16 protein-coding genes are annotated in these 17061 nt (G+C 37.2%); 2 read left to right on the top strand and 14 right to left on the bottom strand.

Going from position 1 to position 17061, the window contains the following annotated elements; genetic code table 11:
* Nucleotides 1–2 precede the first annotated feature (2 nt).
* The 11 genes from A6J74_RS22920 to gpr all read right to left on the bottom strand — a co-directional run bounded on the left by A6J74_RS22920 (nt 3) and on the right by gpr (nt 12062).
* Entirely contained in the window at nt 3–752 is a 750-nt protein-coding gene (locus tag A6J74_RS22920; protein WP_001190170.1) for a 16S rRNA (uracil(1498)-N(3))-methyltransferase, read from the bottom strand.
* 144 nt (nt 753–896) lie between these two features.
* Nucleotides 897–1835: a 50S ribosomal protein L11 methyltransferase gene (prmA, locus tag A6J74_RS22915; RefSeq protein ID WP_000872124.1), complete on the bottom strand. Its 939-nt coding sequence runs from the start codon at nt 1833–1835 to the stop codon at nt 897–899.
* A gap of 28 nt (nt 1836–1863) precedes the next feature.
* Nucleotides 1864–2970, bottom strand: a complete 1107-nt coding sequence (gene dnaJ / locus A6J74_RS22910) for a chaperone protein DnaJ (RefSeq protein ID WP_000043956.1) — start codon at nt 2968–2970, stop codon at nt 1864–1866.
* A 204-nt stretch (nt 2971–3174) separates the two neighbouring features.
* Complete coding sequence (gene dnaK, locus A6J74_RS22905) at nt 3175–5010, bottom strand: chaperone protein DnaK (RefSeq protein ID WP_000034693.1); 1836 nt, start codon at nt 5008–5010, stop codon at nt 3175–3177.
* Between the two features lie 26 nt (nt 5011–5036).
* Complete coding sequence (gene grpE / locus A6J74_RS22900) at nt 5037–5603, bottom strand: nucleotide exchange factor GrpE (protein ID WP_000392713.1); 567 nt, start codon at nt 5601–5603, stop codon at nt 5037–5039.
* Between the two features lie 114 nt (nt 5604–5717).
* Nucleotides 5718–6734, bottom strand: coding sequence for a heat-inducible transcriptional repressor HrcA (gene hrcA, locus A6J74_RS22895; RefSeq protein ID WP_000954961.1), 1017 nt, complete (start codon nt 6732–6734; stop codon nt 5718–5720).
* 133 nt (nt 6735–6867) lie between these two features.
* Entirely contained in the window at nt 6868–8007 is a 1140-nt protein-coding gene (hemW, locus tag A6J74_RS22890) for a radical SAM family heme chaperone HemW (protein WP_000249444.1), read from the bottom strand.
* A gap of 51 nt (nt 8008–8058) precedes the next feature.
* Nucleotides 8059–8433 carry a winged helix-turn-helix transcriptional regulator gene (locus A6J74_RS22885; RefSeq protein WP_001293547.1) on the bottom strand — a complete coding sequence of 125 codons (375 nt, stop codon included), beginning with the start codon at nt 8431–8433 and terminating at the stop codon, nt 8059–8061.
* 129 nt (nt 8434–8562) lie between these two features.
* Nucleotides 8563–10386, bottom strand: coding sequence for an elongation factor 4 (gene lepA / locus A6J74_RS22880; protein WP_001030959.1), 1824 nt, complete (start codon nt 10384–10386; stop codon nt 8563–8565).
* Nucleotides 10387–10596: 210 nt separating this feature from the next.
* The gene (locus tag A6J74_RS22875; RefSeq protein WP_001214892.1) at nt 10597–10962 is read right to left on the bottom strand and encodes a YqxA family protein; all 366 of its coding nucleotides are present in this window, start codon (nt 10960–10962) and stop codon (nt 10597–10599) included.
* Nucleotides 10959–12062, bottom strand: coding sequence for a GPR endopeptidase (gene gpr, locus A6J74_RS22870; protein WP_000662628.1), 1104 nt, complete (start codon nt 12060–12062; stop codon nt 10959–10961). The genes A6J74_RS22875 and gpr overlap by 4 nt, the downstream gene beginning before the upstream one ends.
* A 181-nt stretch (nt 12063–12243) precedes the next feature.
* Between gpr and rpsT the strand changes: the two genes are divergently transcribed.
* Nucleotides 12244–12501 (top strand): 30S ribosomal protein S20, encoded by a 258-nt coding sequence (rpsT, locus tag A6J74_RS22865; RefSeq protein ID WP_001274011.1) that lies wholly within the window; start codon nt 12244–12246, stop codon nt 12499–12501.
* 83 nt (nt 12502–12584) lie between these two features.
* Here rpsT and holA read toward each other — a convergent pair whose 3' ends face one another.
* Entirely contained in the window at nt 12585–13595 is a 1011-nt protein-coding gene (gene holA / locus A6J74_RS22860) for a DNA polymerase III subunit delta (protein WP_001279936.1), read from the bottom strand.
* 348 nt (nt 13596–13943) lie between these two features.
* Between holA and A6J74_RS22855 the strand changes: the two genes are divergently transcribed.
* Nucleotides 13944–14078 (top strand): YqzM family protein, encoded by a 135-nt coding sequence (locus tag A6J74_RS22855; protein WP_000997609.1) that lies wholly within the window; start codon nt 13944–13946, stop codon nt 14076–14078.
* A 31-nt stretch (nt 14079–14109) separates the two neighbouring features.
* Here the strand turns inward: A6J74_RS22855 and A6J74_RS22850 are convergent, their stop codons facing one another.
* Complete coding sequence (locus tag A6J74_RS22850) at nt 14110–16431, bottom strand: DNA internalization-related competence protein ComEC/Rec2 (protein WP_105299445.1); 2322 nt, start codon at nt 16429–16431, stop codon at nt 14110–14112.
* Nucleotides 16432–16445: 14 nt separating this feature from the next.
* Complete coding sequence (locus A6J74_RS22845) at nt 16446–17003, bottom strand: ComE operon protein 2 (protein WP_000439776.1); 558 nt, start codon at nt 17001–17003, stop codon at nt 16446–16448.
* Between the last annotated feature and the right edge of the window lie 58 nt (nt 17004–17061).

Below are 17061 nucleotides of genomic sequence, written 5' to 3'. Positions count from 1 at the left end.
CATCACCCCATCAATTCAAAATGATAAGAAGCAGCACTTAACGCATAAAGCGGTGCCGTTTCCGTTCTTAAAATCCTTGGTCCTAAACTACATAGTACAAATTTATGTTCACGAAGCGCTGTAATCTCTTCCTCAGCTAAACCGCCTTCTGGGCCAAATACAATTAATAGCTTTTGACCTGGTTTCATTGTCGTTAAAGCTTTCGCAAAATTAGATTTCTCGCCTTGTTTTGCTACTTCTTCATACGCAACAAGACAAACATCATACTCACCACTCATTGAAAGCAATTGCTTAAACGATGCTGGAGCATGTACTTCTGGAACTTCACTTCTATGCGATTGTTCCGCAGCTTCTTTCACAATTTTTCTTAAACGCTCAACTTTTTTATCAGCTTTTTTCGCATCCCATTTTACGATAGAGCGAGATGCTTGAAATGGTAAAAATGCGGCTGCCCCAAGCTCGGTTCCTTTTTGAAAAATTAACTCTAGCTTGTCTCCTTTTGGCAGTCCACTTGCAATCGTCACGAACACAGGAAGTTCACTCGATGCCTCTACCCATTCTACAATAGCTGTCTCAACAAATTCACTGGTAATTTCATCAATTGAACATACTGCTGTTTTTCCGTTTACACAGCAATAAATGTGATCACCAGCTGACATACGCATTACTCTCGCAATATGATGTACATCATCACCTACAATGCGAATCTTTGCTTCACTTACATATTTTTCTTCTACAAAATAACGTTGCATATAATCACCTTAGTAGAGTTTCGTTCCTTTCGTAAGTCAACACTTACGAAAAGAACGAAACGTTATCATTTTTCATATAACAAACGGCAAGTCCCTCACCTTATAGTGAGAGACTCCCCTTTTCATTATAAACTAAAATCTATATTACGCATTTCGTGCAATAATTGCTACCCAATCATCCATTCGTAATACTTCTTCAATTGTAAATCCAGCTTTTTCTAACGCCTCAGAAATTACTTTTTCTTTCGCTGCAATAATACCAGATGTAATGAATAATCCACCTGATTTTACAACTCGTGCTGCATCTTCAGGGAATAGAAGAATAATTTCTGCTAATAAATTCGCTACGATTAAATCAACAGGTCCTTCAATACCTTCTAAAAGACTATTTTGTCCAACAGATACGATATCATCTGTTTTATTTAAACGTACATTCATTTCCGCACTTTCCACTGCAACTGGATCTAAATCGTATGCTTGAACAGAAGACGCACCTAATTTTGCCGCTGCAATACTAAGTACACCTGAACCCGTTCCTACATCAATGACAGTATCACCTGATTGAACTGTTTTTTCTAAAGCACGAATACACATCGTTGTTGTTGGATGAGTTCCTGTACCAAACGCCATACCCGGGTCTAATTCAATGATTTTTTCATCTGGAGAAGATGGTGTGTATTCTTCCCATGTCGGTACGATTGTGAATGTATCAGAAATTTGTACTGGATGGTAATACTTTTTCCAAGCAGTAGCCCAATCTTCTTCATTGACTTCGTTAATGGTAATATTTCCAGTACCAATTTCAATGTCGTAAGATGGAAGCACATCAATAGATGATTTTACACCCGCAATCGTTTCCTGTAAAGAATCCGTTTGTGGGAAATATGCTTTTACTAATACACCCTCTGCCGGGTATTCATCTGGGTTCAATGCATAAATTTCACCATATTGTTGCTCGCGCTCTTTCGTCAACTCTGCTGGATCCTCAATCGCAACTCCACTAGCACCAGCTTCATGTAAAATATGAGAGACAGCTTCTACTGCTTCTTCTGTTGTATGAATACTAACTTCTGACCATTTCACAATTTACCAACTCCATTTTTTATTTCCATTATTCCCCTTTGAAAGCACGTTTAAGCTTTCCGAATAAACTATCATCCTGCTCTTCTTGCCCTGCAAATTCACGTAATAAATCTTTTTGATGTGAATTTAATTTTGTTGGTACAACAACACGAACGACTACATATTGATCTCCTTGACCGTATCCACGTACGTTTGGAGCACCTTTTCCTTTTAAGCGGAATTCTGTTCCTGTTTGTGTTCCTGCTGGAATTTTCAGCTTCACTTTCCCATGAACAGTAGGAACTTCTACTTCAGCACCAAGTGCCATTTGCGCAAATGTTAATGGCATTTCGCAAATAATATGATCACCTTCACGCTCGAAGAATTCATGATTTCTTACATGAACAACTACATATAAATCTCCTGCCGGTCCACCATTTACGCCCGCTTCACCTTTTCCAGATACACGAATTTGTTGGCCATTATCAATACCAGCTGGAATCTTAACGTTAATTTTTTTACGCTTACGTACTTTACCTGAACCATGACATGTCGTACATTTTTCTTTAATCATTTGACCAGTTCCTGAACAATGACCACAAGCTTGACGGTTTACAATACGACCAAACGGTGTATTTTGTTCTACACTTACTTGACCTGATCCTGAACAATGTTTACATGTTTCTTTTGAAGTTCCTGGTTTTGCCCCGCTACCTTTACAAGTATCACATGGATCTTCTACTGGAATTTCAACGTTTAACTCTTTACCAAAAATAGCTTCTTCAAAGTCTAAAGTGACTTGATATTGTAAGTCAGCACCTTGGCGCGGAGCATTTGGATCACGACGTCTGCCGCCACCGCCGCCAAAGAACGAACTAAAGATATCTTCAAAACCGAAGCCACCGCCGAAGTCTCCTCCGCCACCGAAGCCTTGATTTGCACCAGCATGACCAAATTGATCGTACTGCGCACGCTTTTGATCATCGCTCAACACTTCGTATGCCTCTTGTACTTCTTTAAACTTTTCAATTGCATTTTCTTCTTTACTCACGTCTGGATGGTATTTTTTAGCCAAACGACGATACGCTTTTTTAATTTCATCTTTTGAAGCGCCCTGGCTAAGTCCAAGGACCTCATAATAGTCTCGTTTACTCATAAATTTGCAACCCCCGAATCTTTCACATAAACGTAATTTTAACACCGAAAGAAAGTGCTTTGCAACAAAGTTTCCTCACTTACAGTATGCAAGGTAAAAAACTTAAGATCCTCACACATTTCTCCTCATTTATGAAAAAAGCCAAAGCCAAGGCACGCTTGACTTTGACTTTTTGTCATCTTACTTATTATGTTTGTACTTAAATTACTTGTCTTCTTTTACTTCTTCAAATTCAGCGTCTACTACATTATCTTTTTTCGCGCCAGCGTCTTGTGCTCCTTGTGCACCTTCTGCTTGCCCTGCAGCTGCTTGAGCTTGCTCGTATAATTTAACGCTTAATTGTTGTACGATTTCTTGTAAAGCATCTTTTTTCGCACGGATTTCATCAAGATCGTTTTTCTCAATTGCCGCTTGCAACGCTTCTTTCGCTTCTGTCGCTTTTGCAACCTCAGCCGCATCTACTTTACCTTCTAAATCTTTTACAACTTTATCTGTTTGGAATACAAGTTGGTCAGCTTCATTACGAAGTTCAACTTCTTCCTTACGTTTTTGGTCAGCGTCAGCATTTGCTTCTGCTTCTTGTACCATACGATCTACTTCTTCATCAGAAAGACCTGAAGAAGATTGAATTGTAATAGCTTGCTCTTTGCTTGTTCCTAAGTCTTTTGCACGTACGTTAACGATACCGTTCGCATCAATATCGAATGTTACTTCGATTTGTGGAATACCACGTGGTGCTGGTGGAAGATCCGTTAATTGGAAACGACCTAATGTTTTGTTGTCAGCTGACATTGGACGCTCACCTTGTAGTACATGAATGTCTACTGCCGGTTGGTTATCAGCAGCTGTTGAGAATACTTGTGACTTACTTGTTGGAATTGTAGTGTTACGCTCGATTAATTTCGTGAACACACCACCCATAGTTTCAATACCTAAAGAAAGTGGAGTTACGTCTAATAATAGTACGCCTTCTACATCACCAGTAAGTACGCCACCTTGAACCGCAGCACCTAATGCTACAACTTCATCAGGGTTTACGCCTTTGTATGGCTCTTTACCAGTTTCACGTTTAATAGCTTCTTGAACAGCTGGGATACGAGTAGATCCACCAACAAGGATAACTTTATCTAATTCACTTGGAGCAAAGCCAGCGTCTTTTAATGCACGACGAGTTGGCTCTAACGTTCTTTCAACAAGACCTGCTGAAATCTCTTCGAATTTCGCTCTTGTTAACGTTAATTCTAAGTGTAATGGGCCAGCAGCTCCAGCACTAATGAATGGTAATGAAATTTGTGTTTGTGTTACACCTGAAAGATCTTTTTTCGCTTTTTCAGCTGCATCTTTCAAACGTTGAAGTGCCATTTTATCTTGGCTTAAATCAATGTTATTTTCTTTTTTGAATTCAGCTACTAAGTGATCGATGATAACTTGGTCAAAGTCATCTCCACCAAGGCGGTTGTCACCAGCAGTTGAAATAACTTCGAATGTGCCGTCTGCTAACTCAAGGATAGATACGTCAAATGTACCGCCACCTAAGTCATATACTAAGATTTTTTGCTCTTCATCTTGTTTTTCTAAACCGTAAGCAAGTGCTGCTGCTGTTGGTTCGTTAATGATACGCTCAACTTCTAAACCAGCGATACGACCAGCATCTTTCGTTGCTTGACGCTCTGCATCGTTGAAGTATGCAGGTACTGTAATAACAGCTTTCGTTACTGTTTCACCTAAGTATGCTTCAGCAGAAGCTTTTAAGTTTTGTAAAATGATTGCAGAAATTTCTTGAGGTGTAAAATCTTTACCTTCAACTTCTACTTTGTAGTCTGTACCCATATGACGTTTAACAGACATGATTGTATTTGGGTTTGTAATTGCTTGACGCTTCGCAACTTCCCCAACTTGACGCTCTTCATTTTTGAAAGCTACAACAGAAGGTGTTGTACGGTTTCCTTCTGGATTTGGGATAACCTTTGGTTCTCCACCTTCCATAACAGCTACACAAGAGTTTGTTGTACCTAAGTCAATACCGATAATTTTACTCATGGCGAATCCTCCTACTTTTATGTAAATTATTGATTTACTTTTACCATTGATGGGCGAATCACACGGTCTTTTAGTTTATAACCTTTTTGGAATTCTTCAACTACCGCGTTTGATTCAAATTCACTGTCTTCCACTTGCATAATAGCTTGGTGTTCATTCGGATCAAACTGTTTACCAACAGCTTCAATCGCTTCCACACCTTCTTTAGTCAACGCTTCTAGCAATTGACGATGCACCATTTCCATACCTTGTAACAAGGATTTCGTTTGCTCGTCAGTCGCTTCCACTTGCATCGCTCTTTCAAAATTATCAAGAGCTGGCAAAATATCTGAAACTAGACTTTGTGCTCTATATTTGTCAGCAGCCTGTTTATCTATTTGGACACGGCGCTTATAATTTTCAAAATCAGCTTGTAGACGTAATGTGCGACCTTCCGTTTCCGTTAGTTTCGCTTGTAACTCATCTACTTTTTCTTGTAAAAGAGCAGCCTCACTTTTTTCTTCTACAGTTTTTTCACTGTTTTCTGGCGTGACAGCTTCTTCAACTTGCGCTTCTTTCACTTCTTCTACCACTTGTTCGTTACGCTCTTCCACAATTTTCACCTCCTTAAAAGGTATTAGGTATCATGCTTAGCATGATTACCTAAGCATTATATATTACACACAGCAATGAAAATTTCATCACTTGAGCGAATGTATTACTCCCATTTACTTTTTAAGTCCGTCTGTAAACTGTCTTGTAAATAACTGCAGTAAACTAATTACACGAGAGTATTGCATTCTCGTCGGACCTAAAATTGCAATTGTTCCAAGTTGCTCTTCTCCAATCGAATACGTTGCAGAAATCAAACTGCAATCCTCCATTGCCGTAGAAGAATTTTCTCTACCAATTTTCACTTGAATTCCGACTTGTTTATGACGCAAAATGTCATAAAACGCAGCCTCATTATCAATCATCGTCAGCAAAGATCTTACTTTATGAATGTCATGGAACTCCGGTTGCGAAAGCATATTCGCTTTCCCTCCAAAGTATATCTTTTCCGATAACGGAACTTGAAATGTACCATCTAACATTTTTATCGCACTATCGTAATTATGAACATACCCACGTAAAACTGTAACAATCTCTTTAAAGATTTTATTATGAAGTTCTGCCATCGGTACACCAGATAGCTTTTCATTTAAAATGTTAACCATTTTTTCTAAATCTGATAAATCAACAGATTCCGGAACGGTAATCGTTTTACTTTGTACATGCCCTGTATCCGTTACAATAATAGCGACTGCTGTTTGACGATCAAGCGGCACAATTTGTACGTTTTTAAGTTTATTTGTGCTTAACTTAGGCCCTAGAACAATCGCCGTATAGCTCGTAAGCTCTGATAAAATTTGAGCAGATTGCTGTGCAACTTTTTCTGCTTCAAAAATTCTTTCAGCAAATAAATCTTTAATTTGTACAATTTCATCGTTCGGTAAGTTTTGCGGCGCTAAAAGATGGTCTACATAAAATCGGTATCCTTTCTCAGAAGGAACCCGTCCAGAAGAACTATGTGTTTTTTCAATAAAACCTAATTCTTCTAAATCAGCCATTTCATTTCGAATAGTAGCTGAACTAAATGTGATTTCTTCTTTTTTAGCCAACGTTCTAGACCCAACGGGCTGCGCTGATCCAATAAAGTCATCAATAATTGTTTGTAAAATTAAGAGCTGACGTTCCGTAAGCATCTCATCATCACCTCTGTTAGCACTCTTTGTCTTCGAGTGCTAAATCTATTAATAACTTACCAAAATTGACATTCAATTGTCAACGGAAACGTCACGAAATAATGAATTTTTTTCACGTTTATGAAACATTTAATTAGTCAATCAAAAATGACTGGAACACTTCATTCCCTAATAATTTCCCTTTTCGTGTTAAACGCACATATCCATCTCTTTCTTCAAGCAACCCTTGTTCTTGATTGCCTTGTAACTGCTTCGCGAAAACTTGATCCATCTCTATATTGAATTTCTTTTGGAATGCTATTTTAGAAACACCTTTTGTTTTTCGAAGTCCTAAAAACAACTCTTCTTCCATTTTTTCCTTCTCAGTCACTTCATGAACATCTAAATAAGGAAATCCTGTTTCATCAATTTTATTAAAATATTGCTTCAGCGGACCTACATTTTGAATACGTTCCCCATTTACATAACTATGAGCTCCAGCTCCAAAACCATAATACTCTTCATTATTCCAGTATGTGAGATTATGTCTACTTTTATTGTCACCTTTTGAGAAATTACTAATTTCATACTGGTTATAACCGTGTTTCTCCATTTCATCCATTACCATTTCGTACATTTTCGCTTCATGGTCTTCACCTGGGAGTCTTAATTTCCCTTTATTCATTAAGTTATAAAACACTGTTTTCGGTTCCACAATTAATGAATATGCTGAGAAATGTTGCACACCGAGCGTAAAGGCAATGTCTAACGTTTCTTTTACATCTTCTATCGTCTGCCCTGGCAGGGCATAAATTATGTCTATATTAATATTTGTAAAGCCAACTTCCTGCGCTTCTCGAATTGCTACAAACGCATCCTCCCTCGTATGCTTGCGCCCGATTTTCTCAAGCAGTTCATCACGAAACGTTTGTACACCAAAACTAATTCTGTTCACGCCACCTTCTAACAGTAAGTTCAACTTCTCTTTCGGTAAGTCCCCTGGATTCGCTTCAAAAGTTAATTCACAATTCGGAGCAAATGGACGCAAACGACGATTAATGATATCGAGCAATTTTTTTGTCTGTTCCATATTTAATGCTGTCGGCGTTCCTCCACCAACAAAAATCGTTTTCATACTATCAAACGGTACTTTTTGAACCGTATTTATTATTTCTTTCTCTAAGTACTCTAAATATTGATCTACCGGTTGGCGTTCAATAAACACTTTATTAAAATCACAATAGTGACAAATATGCTGACAAAACGGAATATGAATATATGCAGCTTGTACCAAATATAACTCCTACCTTTCTAAAAAGAAAACCTCCGCACTCCGGAGGGTTCTCTACTTCTCTAACGTATTACGGATTTGTTCCATTCGCATTTTTCCCCAATCATACATCATTTCAACGATTGGTAAAAGTGACATGCCTAGTTCCGTCATATAATACTCAACACGAGGAGGAATTTCGGGATATACTGTTCGATCAACAATCCCATCTTCCATTAACTCTTTTAATTGGTTCGACAAAACTTTATGAGAAATGCTTGGGAATAACCGTTGTAATTCGCTAAAACGATGAGGCCCTTCCACACCAAGATGCCACAGTATCACAACTTTCCACTTTCCACTAATAATAGAAAGCGTCAATTCCTTTTCACAATTAAAATTACCATTTTGTAGTTTCTCTTGAATATCTTTTCGAATATTTTCGGACATTAATAATCTCCTAACTCTGTATGAACTAAAAAGCTCTCTCACTATTGTAAATGAGAGATACTAAGATGTCTAAAAAGTAATGATACAGAAAAAAAGAAGCCGCATAAACGACTCCTTCTTTATTTTATATTAGTTGTCATCCATTTTCAGTACAGCCATGAATGCCTCTTGCGGTACTTCTACAGAACCAACAGACTTCATACGTTTTTTACCTTCTTTTTGCTTATCAAGAAGTTTACGCTTACGAGAAATGTCACCACCGTAACATTTTGCAAGTACGTTTTTACGCATCGCCTTAATTGTAGAACGTGCTACAACCTTGTTTCCAATAGTAGCTTGAATTGGCACTTCGAACTGTTGTCTTGGAATCAATTCTTTTAATTTCTCTACGATTACTTTACCACGGTCATACGCTGAATCACGGTGCACAATGAATGATAAAGCATCCACTTGTTCATTATTTAAAAGAATATCCATTTTCACAAGTTTAGACGGTTTATAACCAATTAACTCGTAGTCAAATGATGCATATCCTTTCGTATTTGATTTCAATTGATCGAAGAAGTCATATACGATTTCTGATAACGGGATTTCATATGTTAATGTAACACGCGTTTCATCTAAATATTGCATATCAATAAACGTTCCACGTTTACCTTGGCAAATTTCCATTACAGCTCCAACATAGTCATTCGGAACCATAATTGAAGCTTTAACAAACGGCTCTTCTACACGATCGATAGACTGTGGATCTGGCATATTAGATGGATTATCAACAATAACATCTTCACCGTTTGTTAAATAAACTTTATAAATAACGCTTGGCGCTGTTGTAATTAAGTCAATCTTAAATTCACGTTCAATACGTTCTTGAATGATTTCCATGTGAAGTAAACCTAAGAATCCACAACGGAAACCAAATCCTAGCGCTTGAGATGTTTCTGGTTCAAACTCAAGAGCAGAATCGTTTAACTCTAATTTTTCTAACGCATCACGTAAATCGTTATAACGAGCAGAATCAATTGGATACAGCCCACAGAATACCATCGGGTTTAATTTACGGTAACCTGGTAACGCCTCTGCAGCCAGACGTTTCGCATGTGTAATCGTATCACCAACACGTGTATCACCTACGTTTTTAATAGATGCTGCTAAGAAACCTACATCACCTACAGTTAACTCATCACGCTGCGTTGTTTTCGGTGTAAATACACCTACTTCTGTTACTTCAAACTCTTTACCAGTTGCCATCATACGTACTTTATCGCCAACTTTTACCGTTCCGTTTACAACACGGATATATGCAATTACACCACGATATGGATCATATAAGGAATCGAAAATCATACATTGTAACGGCTCTTCTGAATCACCCGTCGGAGCTGGTACTTTTTCAACGATTTGTTCTAAAATGTCCTCAATACCAATGCCTGCTTTTGCCGAAGCAAGTACAGCTTCCGATGCATCTAAACCAATTACATCTTCTACCTCTTGACGTACGCGTTCTGGATCCGCACTTGGTAAATCGATTTTATTAATAACTGGTAAGATTTCTAAATTATTATCAAGCGCTAAATATACGTTTGCTAATGTTTGCGCCTCAATCCCTTGCGCTGCATCAACAACAAGAATTGCACCTTCACAAGCCGCTAAACTACGAGATACTTCGTACGTAAAATCGACGTGTCCTGGCGTATCGATCAAGTGAAGAATATACTCTTCACCGTCTTTCGCTTTATACGTTAATTGTACTGCATTTAATTTAATTGTAATACCGCGCTCACGCTCTAAATCCATAGAGTCAAGCAACTGAGCTTTCATTTCGCGCTGTGTTAACGCGTTTGTTTTCTCCAAAATACGGTCTGCCAACGTTGATTTCCCGTGGTCAATGTGAGCAATGATGGAGAAGTTACGAATTTTGGACTGTCTTTTTGCTCTTTCTTCTTTATTCATCTATGTTCTCAACTCCTAATAGTCTCGCCAATATACACTAGCACTGATTATATCAATAGAGCAGCAAAGATTCAATGAAAACTCGTGCTGCTTACAAGACAAATCATTCTATCTATATCTTATGCGAACAAACCATAAGAGACAAACCTTTTTCAAATTAAAAAACGGCTGTCGTACAAAACGATAAGACAACCGTTCTTCCTGCTACTCTTAGCTAAAAATCTCTTTCACTTTCCCAACAACTATATCCGTTCCAAACTTTGTTATTTCATAAGCAACACTTGCTATCGCCATACCAATTCCTTCTACGACATTAAAACTTCTTAAACTTTCTAATTGTTTTTGTTTCTCAATAGTTGAAAACGAACTTCCCAAAATTTCTGATTCAGCACTCGCACCCTCTGTCCCTGTCATATGAGCTATTTGTTCATACGACAGCTGCTGATAACCTTTCATACTTTTCAAACCATGATTAGCAAGCGCAACTCCTGCTATCATCATAAGTAAACATAAAACTGCACTACATATACACAGAAGTGCAAAACGACTTAAACTATCATCGTCTCTCCCCCTCAATGTGTATATGCTCCTGTATTATCTTGGTCAATTTGATGATGCAGCGCTGCATTTAACCCACTCGCTATTACATTTGCCATATCCTCTATAAAAGCATCTACTTCTTTTGGGGTCACCATTAAATTATGACCGAGAGGAGACAGTACTTCATAGATCAATTTTCTTTTTTCTTCTTCTTCCAACGTACCAATAGCACCTAAAAACATATTCCTACTTTTTTCATCCGGCATATCTTCTTCTGTTAATTTTTTCTTTTCTCCGAATGAAAATCCCGCTGGTAATAAAGACCGTGACGGCTTATGTCCCTCTTTCATCTCTCTTCCAAAGTGCTTCAAAATAAAATCGATCGTATCACTCGTAATAGAAACTGCGTCTACTACAGTTGGAACACCAATCGCAATAACAGGGATTCCTAATGTTTCTTTACTTAGCTCCTTACGTTTATTCCCAACACCAGATCCAGGATGAATCCCTGTATCCGAAATTTGTATCGTACTATTTACACGTTCAATAGAGCGTGCAGCTAACGCATCAATTGCAATTACAAAGTCTGGCTTCGTCTTCTCAATGATTCCATAAATAACATCGCTCGTTTCAATTCCTGTAATTCCCATTACTCCCGGACGAATTGCACTAACAGGCCTAAAACCTTCTTCTATACTTTCAGGCTGCAATTGAAACAAATGTCTCGTTACCAATACGTTTTCTACAACTATCGGTCCAAGTGCATCCGGTGTTACATTCCAATTCCCAAGACCAACAATTAAACAGCTCGCTTCTTTTGTAACGCCAACCTCTTCTAAGAAATAAGAAAATTCTTTCGCAAAAATACGCTCTACCTTTTGTTGCAGTTCCGTATCTTGTTGACGTATACCTTGCACTTCAAGCGTTAAATAATTTCCAGGTTTTTTACCCATCGATTCAGATGCAACTTCATCAATTGTGACTTTTGTAATTGTAATACCCTCTTCTTCCCTCTCTTTTACAATAACTCCTTGTACCCCTTCTTGTTCTTCTTGGCGTTCTTGCAACATTTGATGCGCTTCTACAGCAAGGTCAGTTCTAACACTATATTTACTTAAATCTAATGGTTCTTTCATCGTATCTCCTCCGTAATTCATAGTAAATATCGTTAGATTTCCCAAAGTTATATAAGGTCATTCTTTCCTTTACGTGAAATTTCATTGATATACTATTGCAATTCTCTTCACCGTTTGATAGAATATCACTTGTTCTATGTTAAGAATCGAGTCATTCGATTGCACCAGGGAGGTGAAAAGTATGGCAAACATCAAATCTGCTATCAAACGCGCTAAACTTAGCGAAGAGCGTCGTGCACATAACGCTTCTATCAAGTCTGACATGCGTTCTGCTGTTAAAACTGTAGAAGCTTTAGTTACTAATAACGATCTTGAAAATGCTAAAGAAGCTTTCAAAACTGCTTCTAAAAAACTTGACAAAGCAGCTCGTAAAGGTCTTATCCACCAAAACGCTGCAGCTCGTCAAAAATCTCGCTTAGCGAAACAAGTAAACGCGTAAGGCGTTTAAAAAACGATCCATTTGGATCGTTTTTTTATATACAAAAAAGTTCACGTAACAAGTACATGAACTTTTTTGTATCACTACATATGATTTAGCCGCAGCAGGAAAAACTCAAGCACAAGTTTCTTATCCATTTTCCCCGTCTTCATACTATAATCAGCTTCCGCTAATTCTATAATAACTTTTTTTAATTCTTCAAAAGAGAAAAACTTCGTTTGATTCATCGCCAACTTTACACGATACGGATGTACACCAATATGAGACGCGATTTGATTTTGTCCGTAACCACGTTGTTGCAACTCTTTCACTTGATGCAGCAAGCGGAATTGACTCACTAATAACGCAAGCAATTTAATCGGTTCTTCCTGCTGCGTAAATAATCCATCTAAAATTTGCATTGCACCCGCAATATCCTTTTTCACTACTTTTTCTGTCAAAGCAAATACATTTTGCTCCACAGACTTCGGCACAAGCTCTGTAACAAGTTTTGGTGTAATCTCTCCGCCCATACCAACGTATAACGTTAACTTGTCCATTTCCTTCGCCAACATCGTTACATTACTTCCCACAAGCTCTAATAACAAACTAACAGCTGCATTATCAATATGCACATGTACTTCATCAGCACGAGCACCAATCCATTTCTGAACATCTTGCACTTGCATCGCATTCGCTTCTACTACATCCGCTGTTTTCTTTAATAGTTTTGTAATTTTTTTTCGTTCATCGAGTTTTTCGTAAGGCGCAACAAAAACAAGAATAGAAAATGGAGAAGGTTCACCAATATATTCTTCTAAAATTTTTATATTTTGTTCTAACTTTTCTTTTTGTGAAGTTAAAAAAAGTGGTGATTTCATTAATAGTACTTTCCGTTCCCCAAAAAAAGGAAGTGTACGCGCATCCTCAACCACATCTTCTAAATAGGATTCTTCCAAATCGTATGTCACAACATTAAATTCTCGATCTTCCTCTTCAAGTGCTTCTGTTGTAATAAGCTTTATCGTTTCATTTATAAAAAACGCTTCCGTTCCATACAGTAAATATAACGGAGCAAACTGCTTCTTATTAATTTTTTTATGTATATCACTCATACTTTTTTCCTACTCCCTAACTTGGCAATATATATTTATACTAATGCCCTAGCTTTTGTTTTACAAGTACAAAGGAACAGGCTTTACAACCCGCCCCTTTATTTATATTAAACGCCACGCAATAAGTCCCGGGTTTCTTATTGGTGTGCGGTAATCACCTTCCCTTTATTATTCACAATAAAAATCCGAGTATAAGTGCCAACTCTTAACATGCTTGGAAACGAAAAACTCATGTCACTTAACGAACTAGAAAGTAGTAAAAATACTCGGTTCCTCTTCATATGGAAATTGTAGATTTTTTTCTGACAATATTTTATACTAAAGTGGAATGTTGGGGAGGGATTCTAAATGAATGATTTTGAACAAAATGTTCAAAGTAAACGCAATGACGCTATTGATTCAGGGGTAGGATTTATCGTCTCATTTGGTTTTTTCGCAACACTTTTCATTATTGCAACTGTTATTAAATTCATCGGTTCTTAAAGGCTGCCATTTCATGGCAGTCTTCTCTTTTTCATCTATTATGTATTTCATCATATGTGATTTTACTTTTAAAGGTTCCGGTTTCCCCTTTAAAAACATAGGAAATAGCACCTTGTTTATCCGTTCGCCATACTTCAGTACCCATCTTCTCAAAACGCTCTATCACCTCCTTATCCGGATGTCCATACCTATTCCGTTCTCCCACAGAAACAATCGCTATACTAGGCTGTATAAGCCTCAAAAAAGGTGCTGTAGATGACGTTTTACTCCCATGATGCGCAACTTTTAAAACATCCGCCCGTAAATATGGATATGTCGATGCTAAAAGTTCCTCTCCCTCTTCTTCTAAATCACCTGTAAACAGCCATGTTAATCCTCCTAATTTGGCCCACATTACAATTGAAGAGTTATTTTCACTTTTTTCTTTCCCTTTCGGAGCTAGTATAAAAAATTCCGCTCCATTTATACTCCAACACTCCCCTTCTTCCACTATACTTATTTTCACTTCTTTTTCTAATGCCTTTTTCTTTAACACCTTTTCTAATACTGTCTCTTGTTTCTTTTGACCAAATACAACTTCTTTTACAGTTATATACGATAATAAATCTGATGCGGCACCTATATGATCCGCATCTCCATGCGTTATGATTAATTTATCAATTGTTTTCACACCTTCCTTTTGCAAAAAAGGAACAAGAATATCGTGACCAACAGAAAATTCATGCTTTTTCCGTTGCCATTCTTCTTTATTTATCCGAAGTGTTCCACCTGTATCAATAAGATAAACCCCTTTATCATATGGAAGTCGAATTAATATTGCATCACCTTGTCCAACATCAATAAATGTCACACTCCCACTCTCGCGAAAATACGGGTATACATAATGACACGTGCTAATAAAAAGAAATCCACTCATGACTATGAATACAATTTTTTTCGGCAGCCCTCTTTCCAAGACGATCAATATACTAACAATCATCACACAATATACAACTATAAGAAGTATAGATGTTTGCCCGAAAACAAGGCGGGGAAACGGTAAGCTTTCACAATAACTTAGTAAATTATTAGAAATAATTAAACCTACTGACAGTATATTTGCAAGTCCTTTTGCGAGAAATGGGATAATTGGTATAAATACCAGAATAATAATACTACATGGTAATACAAGTATAGATAAAAATGGAACGTATATGAGGTTGAGGAAAATACTATATGGAGAAAAATAACCAAAATGATATAACAAAATCGGGGTACTAACGAGCTGCGAGATAATAGAAATATAAATAGCATTTCGAATTATTCCATTACTATGCCTTAGTAGTATCGGAGCAGATAAAATTAAAGCGAAACTACCTACAAATGAAAATTGAAATCCTATATTAAAAACAAGATATGGGTCGTATATAAGCATACATATAGCCGTTATACTTAAGGCATCTAAACTAGATAAGCGAACAGAACAAATGAAAGCAACCAACAATAAAACACCTGTTATAGAAGCTCTTATAACAGACGGTGATGCGCCTGCTATAATCATGTACACTGGAATACAAACAATTAGAAATACTGTCGCCATCTCCTTCGTCACACCACTTCTCAGTAAAACAAAGTAAACTATCACCATTAACAGAACAATATGCGACCCTGAAATCGCCAATAAATGCACAAGACCAAATTGCTGATACTGTTCTTCAACTTCAAACGTCATTTGTTGTCGGTCACCAAATAATAATGCATTCATAAAAGCACCTGATTGCTCTGGAAACATTTCTGTAACTTTAAAGATTATGTGCTGCCTATAAAAAAGAATCCATTGCACAAATGATAATGATGTTTTTTGGCACTCAGAAATATATGTAGCATGGAATATAAAATGAATATTTTGTTTATATAAATAATCTCGGTAATCAAAACCATGAAAATCCCGAGCAGTTTGCGGTTCTTTCCTCTCACCTTTGAATACACAGGATACTCCCGCATATAATTGTTGTAATTGTTTCTTTTCCAAGGCTGATTTCATTTTGTAACTTAACTGCACTGTATTTTTATTCTGATCTTCAAATTGAAAAGATAGGCGATCCCCATTAATAAGAGGTGTATTTTGTATCACCCCTCTTGTAGCTTCATAGGGCTCCCCTAGAGGCTTATTTTGTCCTTGAACATACGAAGTGTACATAGCACCACTAAAACACGCTATCATACAAAAAATGAAGGTTTTACGCGAAGTACGATATAAACAGAAGAAAACATATAAAACGAAACAACAAGCAATCCATAAAAATGACAAGGAAAAGGCGATTGCAATCCCCATTATAAAAGAGATTGCAATATAGCCCCATTGTTCATGCAACTTATACTCACTCCTTATAGCATCATTTTTGCTTTCGTGAATACATGCTGTAATTCTTCCATTGATAAATTATCTTTTTCGAAAGACCCAAATAATTCTTTTAACTCCGTATAACGTTTTTGCTCCTCTAATGCAGCAATATCATATTCTAGTGGAACGTGCTTCACTGTTACATTCGCTTGTTCAAATAACTCTATGGCGTATGGATGATTTTTATAATCCTGCGCATAATAAACCGCTGTAATACCACTTTGAATAATTGCCTTACAACATTGTAAACAAGGGAAATGCGTAACGTAAATTTCTGCTTCCTCTGTTTTCGCACCAAACTTGGCACATTGTAATAAAGCATTCATTTCTGCATGAATTGTACGAACACAATGATTATCAATGACATAGCATCCATCATCGATACAATGCACCCCACCTTTAATTGAACCATTATAGCCGCCAGCAATAATCCGCTTGTCACGAACGATTGTTGCCCCTACTGCAAGTCTTGTACATGTACTACGTAAAGATAACAAATGACTTTGCGTCATAAAATATTGATCCCACGAAATTCGTTCCATATTTTTCACCTTCTTTTTTGTCTACTTGTAGTGTAGCGAATGAAGAAAAACTTCGTCA

Origin of the sequence: Bacillus sp. FDAARGOS_235 (genome assembly GCF_002073415.2) — a bacterium.
In the GTDB taxonomy this organism is placed as follows: Bacteria; Bacillota; Bacilli; order Bacillales; family Bacillaceae_G; genus Bacillus_A; species Bacillus_A toyonensis.
Note: the sequence above shows the minus strand (reverse complement) of the source record. Positions and strands in the feature narration are given on the sequence as shown.

Coding starts and splice junctions, on each gene's coding strand:
- A6J74_RS22920 (WP_001190170.1), bottom strand. CDS start 752: ATGCAACGTTATTTTGTAGAAGAAAAATATGTAAGTGAAGCAAAGATT.
- dnaK (WP_000034693.1), bottom strand. CDS start 5,010: ATGAGTAAAATTATCGGTATTGACTTAGGTACAACAAACTCTTGTGTA.
- A6J74_RS22845 (WP_000439776.1), bottom strand. CDS start 17,003: ATGGAACGAATTTCGTGGGATCAATATTTTATGACGCAAAGTCATTTG.
- lepA (WP_001030959.1), bottom strand. CDS start 10,386: ATGAATAAAGAAGAAAGAGCAAAAAGACAGTCCAAAATTCGTAACTTC.
- rpsT (WP_001274011.1), top strand. CDS start 12,244: ATGGCAAACATCAAATCTGCTATCAAACGCGCTAAACTTAGCGAAGAG.
- gpr (WP_000662628.1), bottom strand. CDS start 12,062: ATGAAAGAACCATTAGATTTAAGTAAATATAGTGTTAGAACTGACCTT.
- A6J74_RS22885 (WP_001293547.1), bottom strand. CDS start 8,433: ATGTCCGAAAATATTCGAAAAGATATTCAAGAGAAACTACAAAATGGT.
- dnaJ (WP_000043956.1), bottom strand. CDS start 2,970: ATGAGTAAACGAGACTATTATGAGGTCCTTGGACTTAGCCAGGGCGCT.
- holA (WP_001279936.1), bottom strand. CDS start 13,595: ATGAGTGATATACATAAAAAAATTAATAAGAAGCAGTTTGCTCCGTTA.
- hrcA (WP_000954961.1), bottom strand. CDS start 6,734: ATGCTTACGGAACGTCAGCTCTTAATTTTACAAACAATTATTGATGAC.
- A6J74_RS22855 (WP_000997609.1), top strand. CDS start 13,944: ATGAATGATTTTGAACAAAATGTTCAAAGTAAACGCAATGACGCTATT.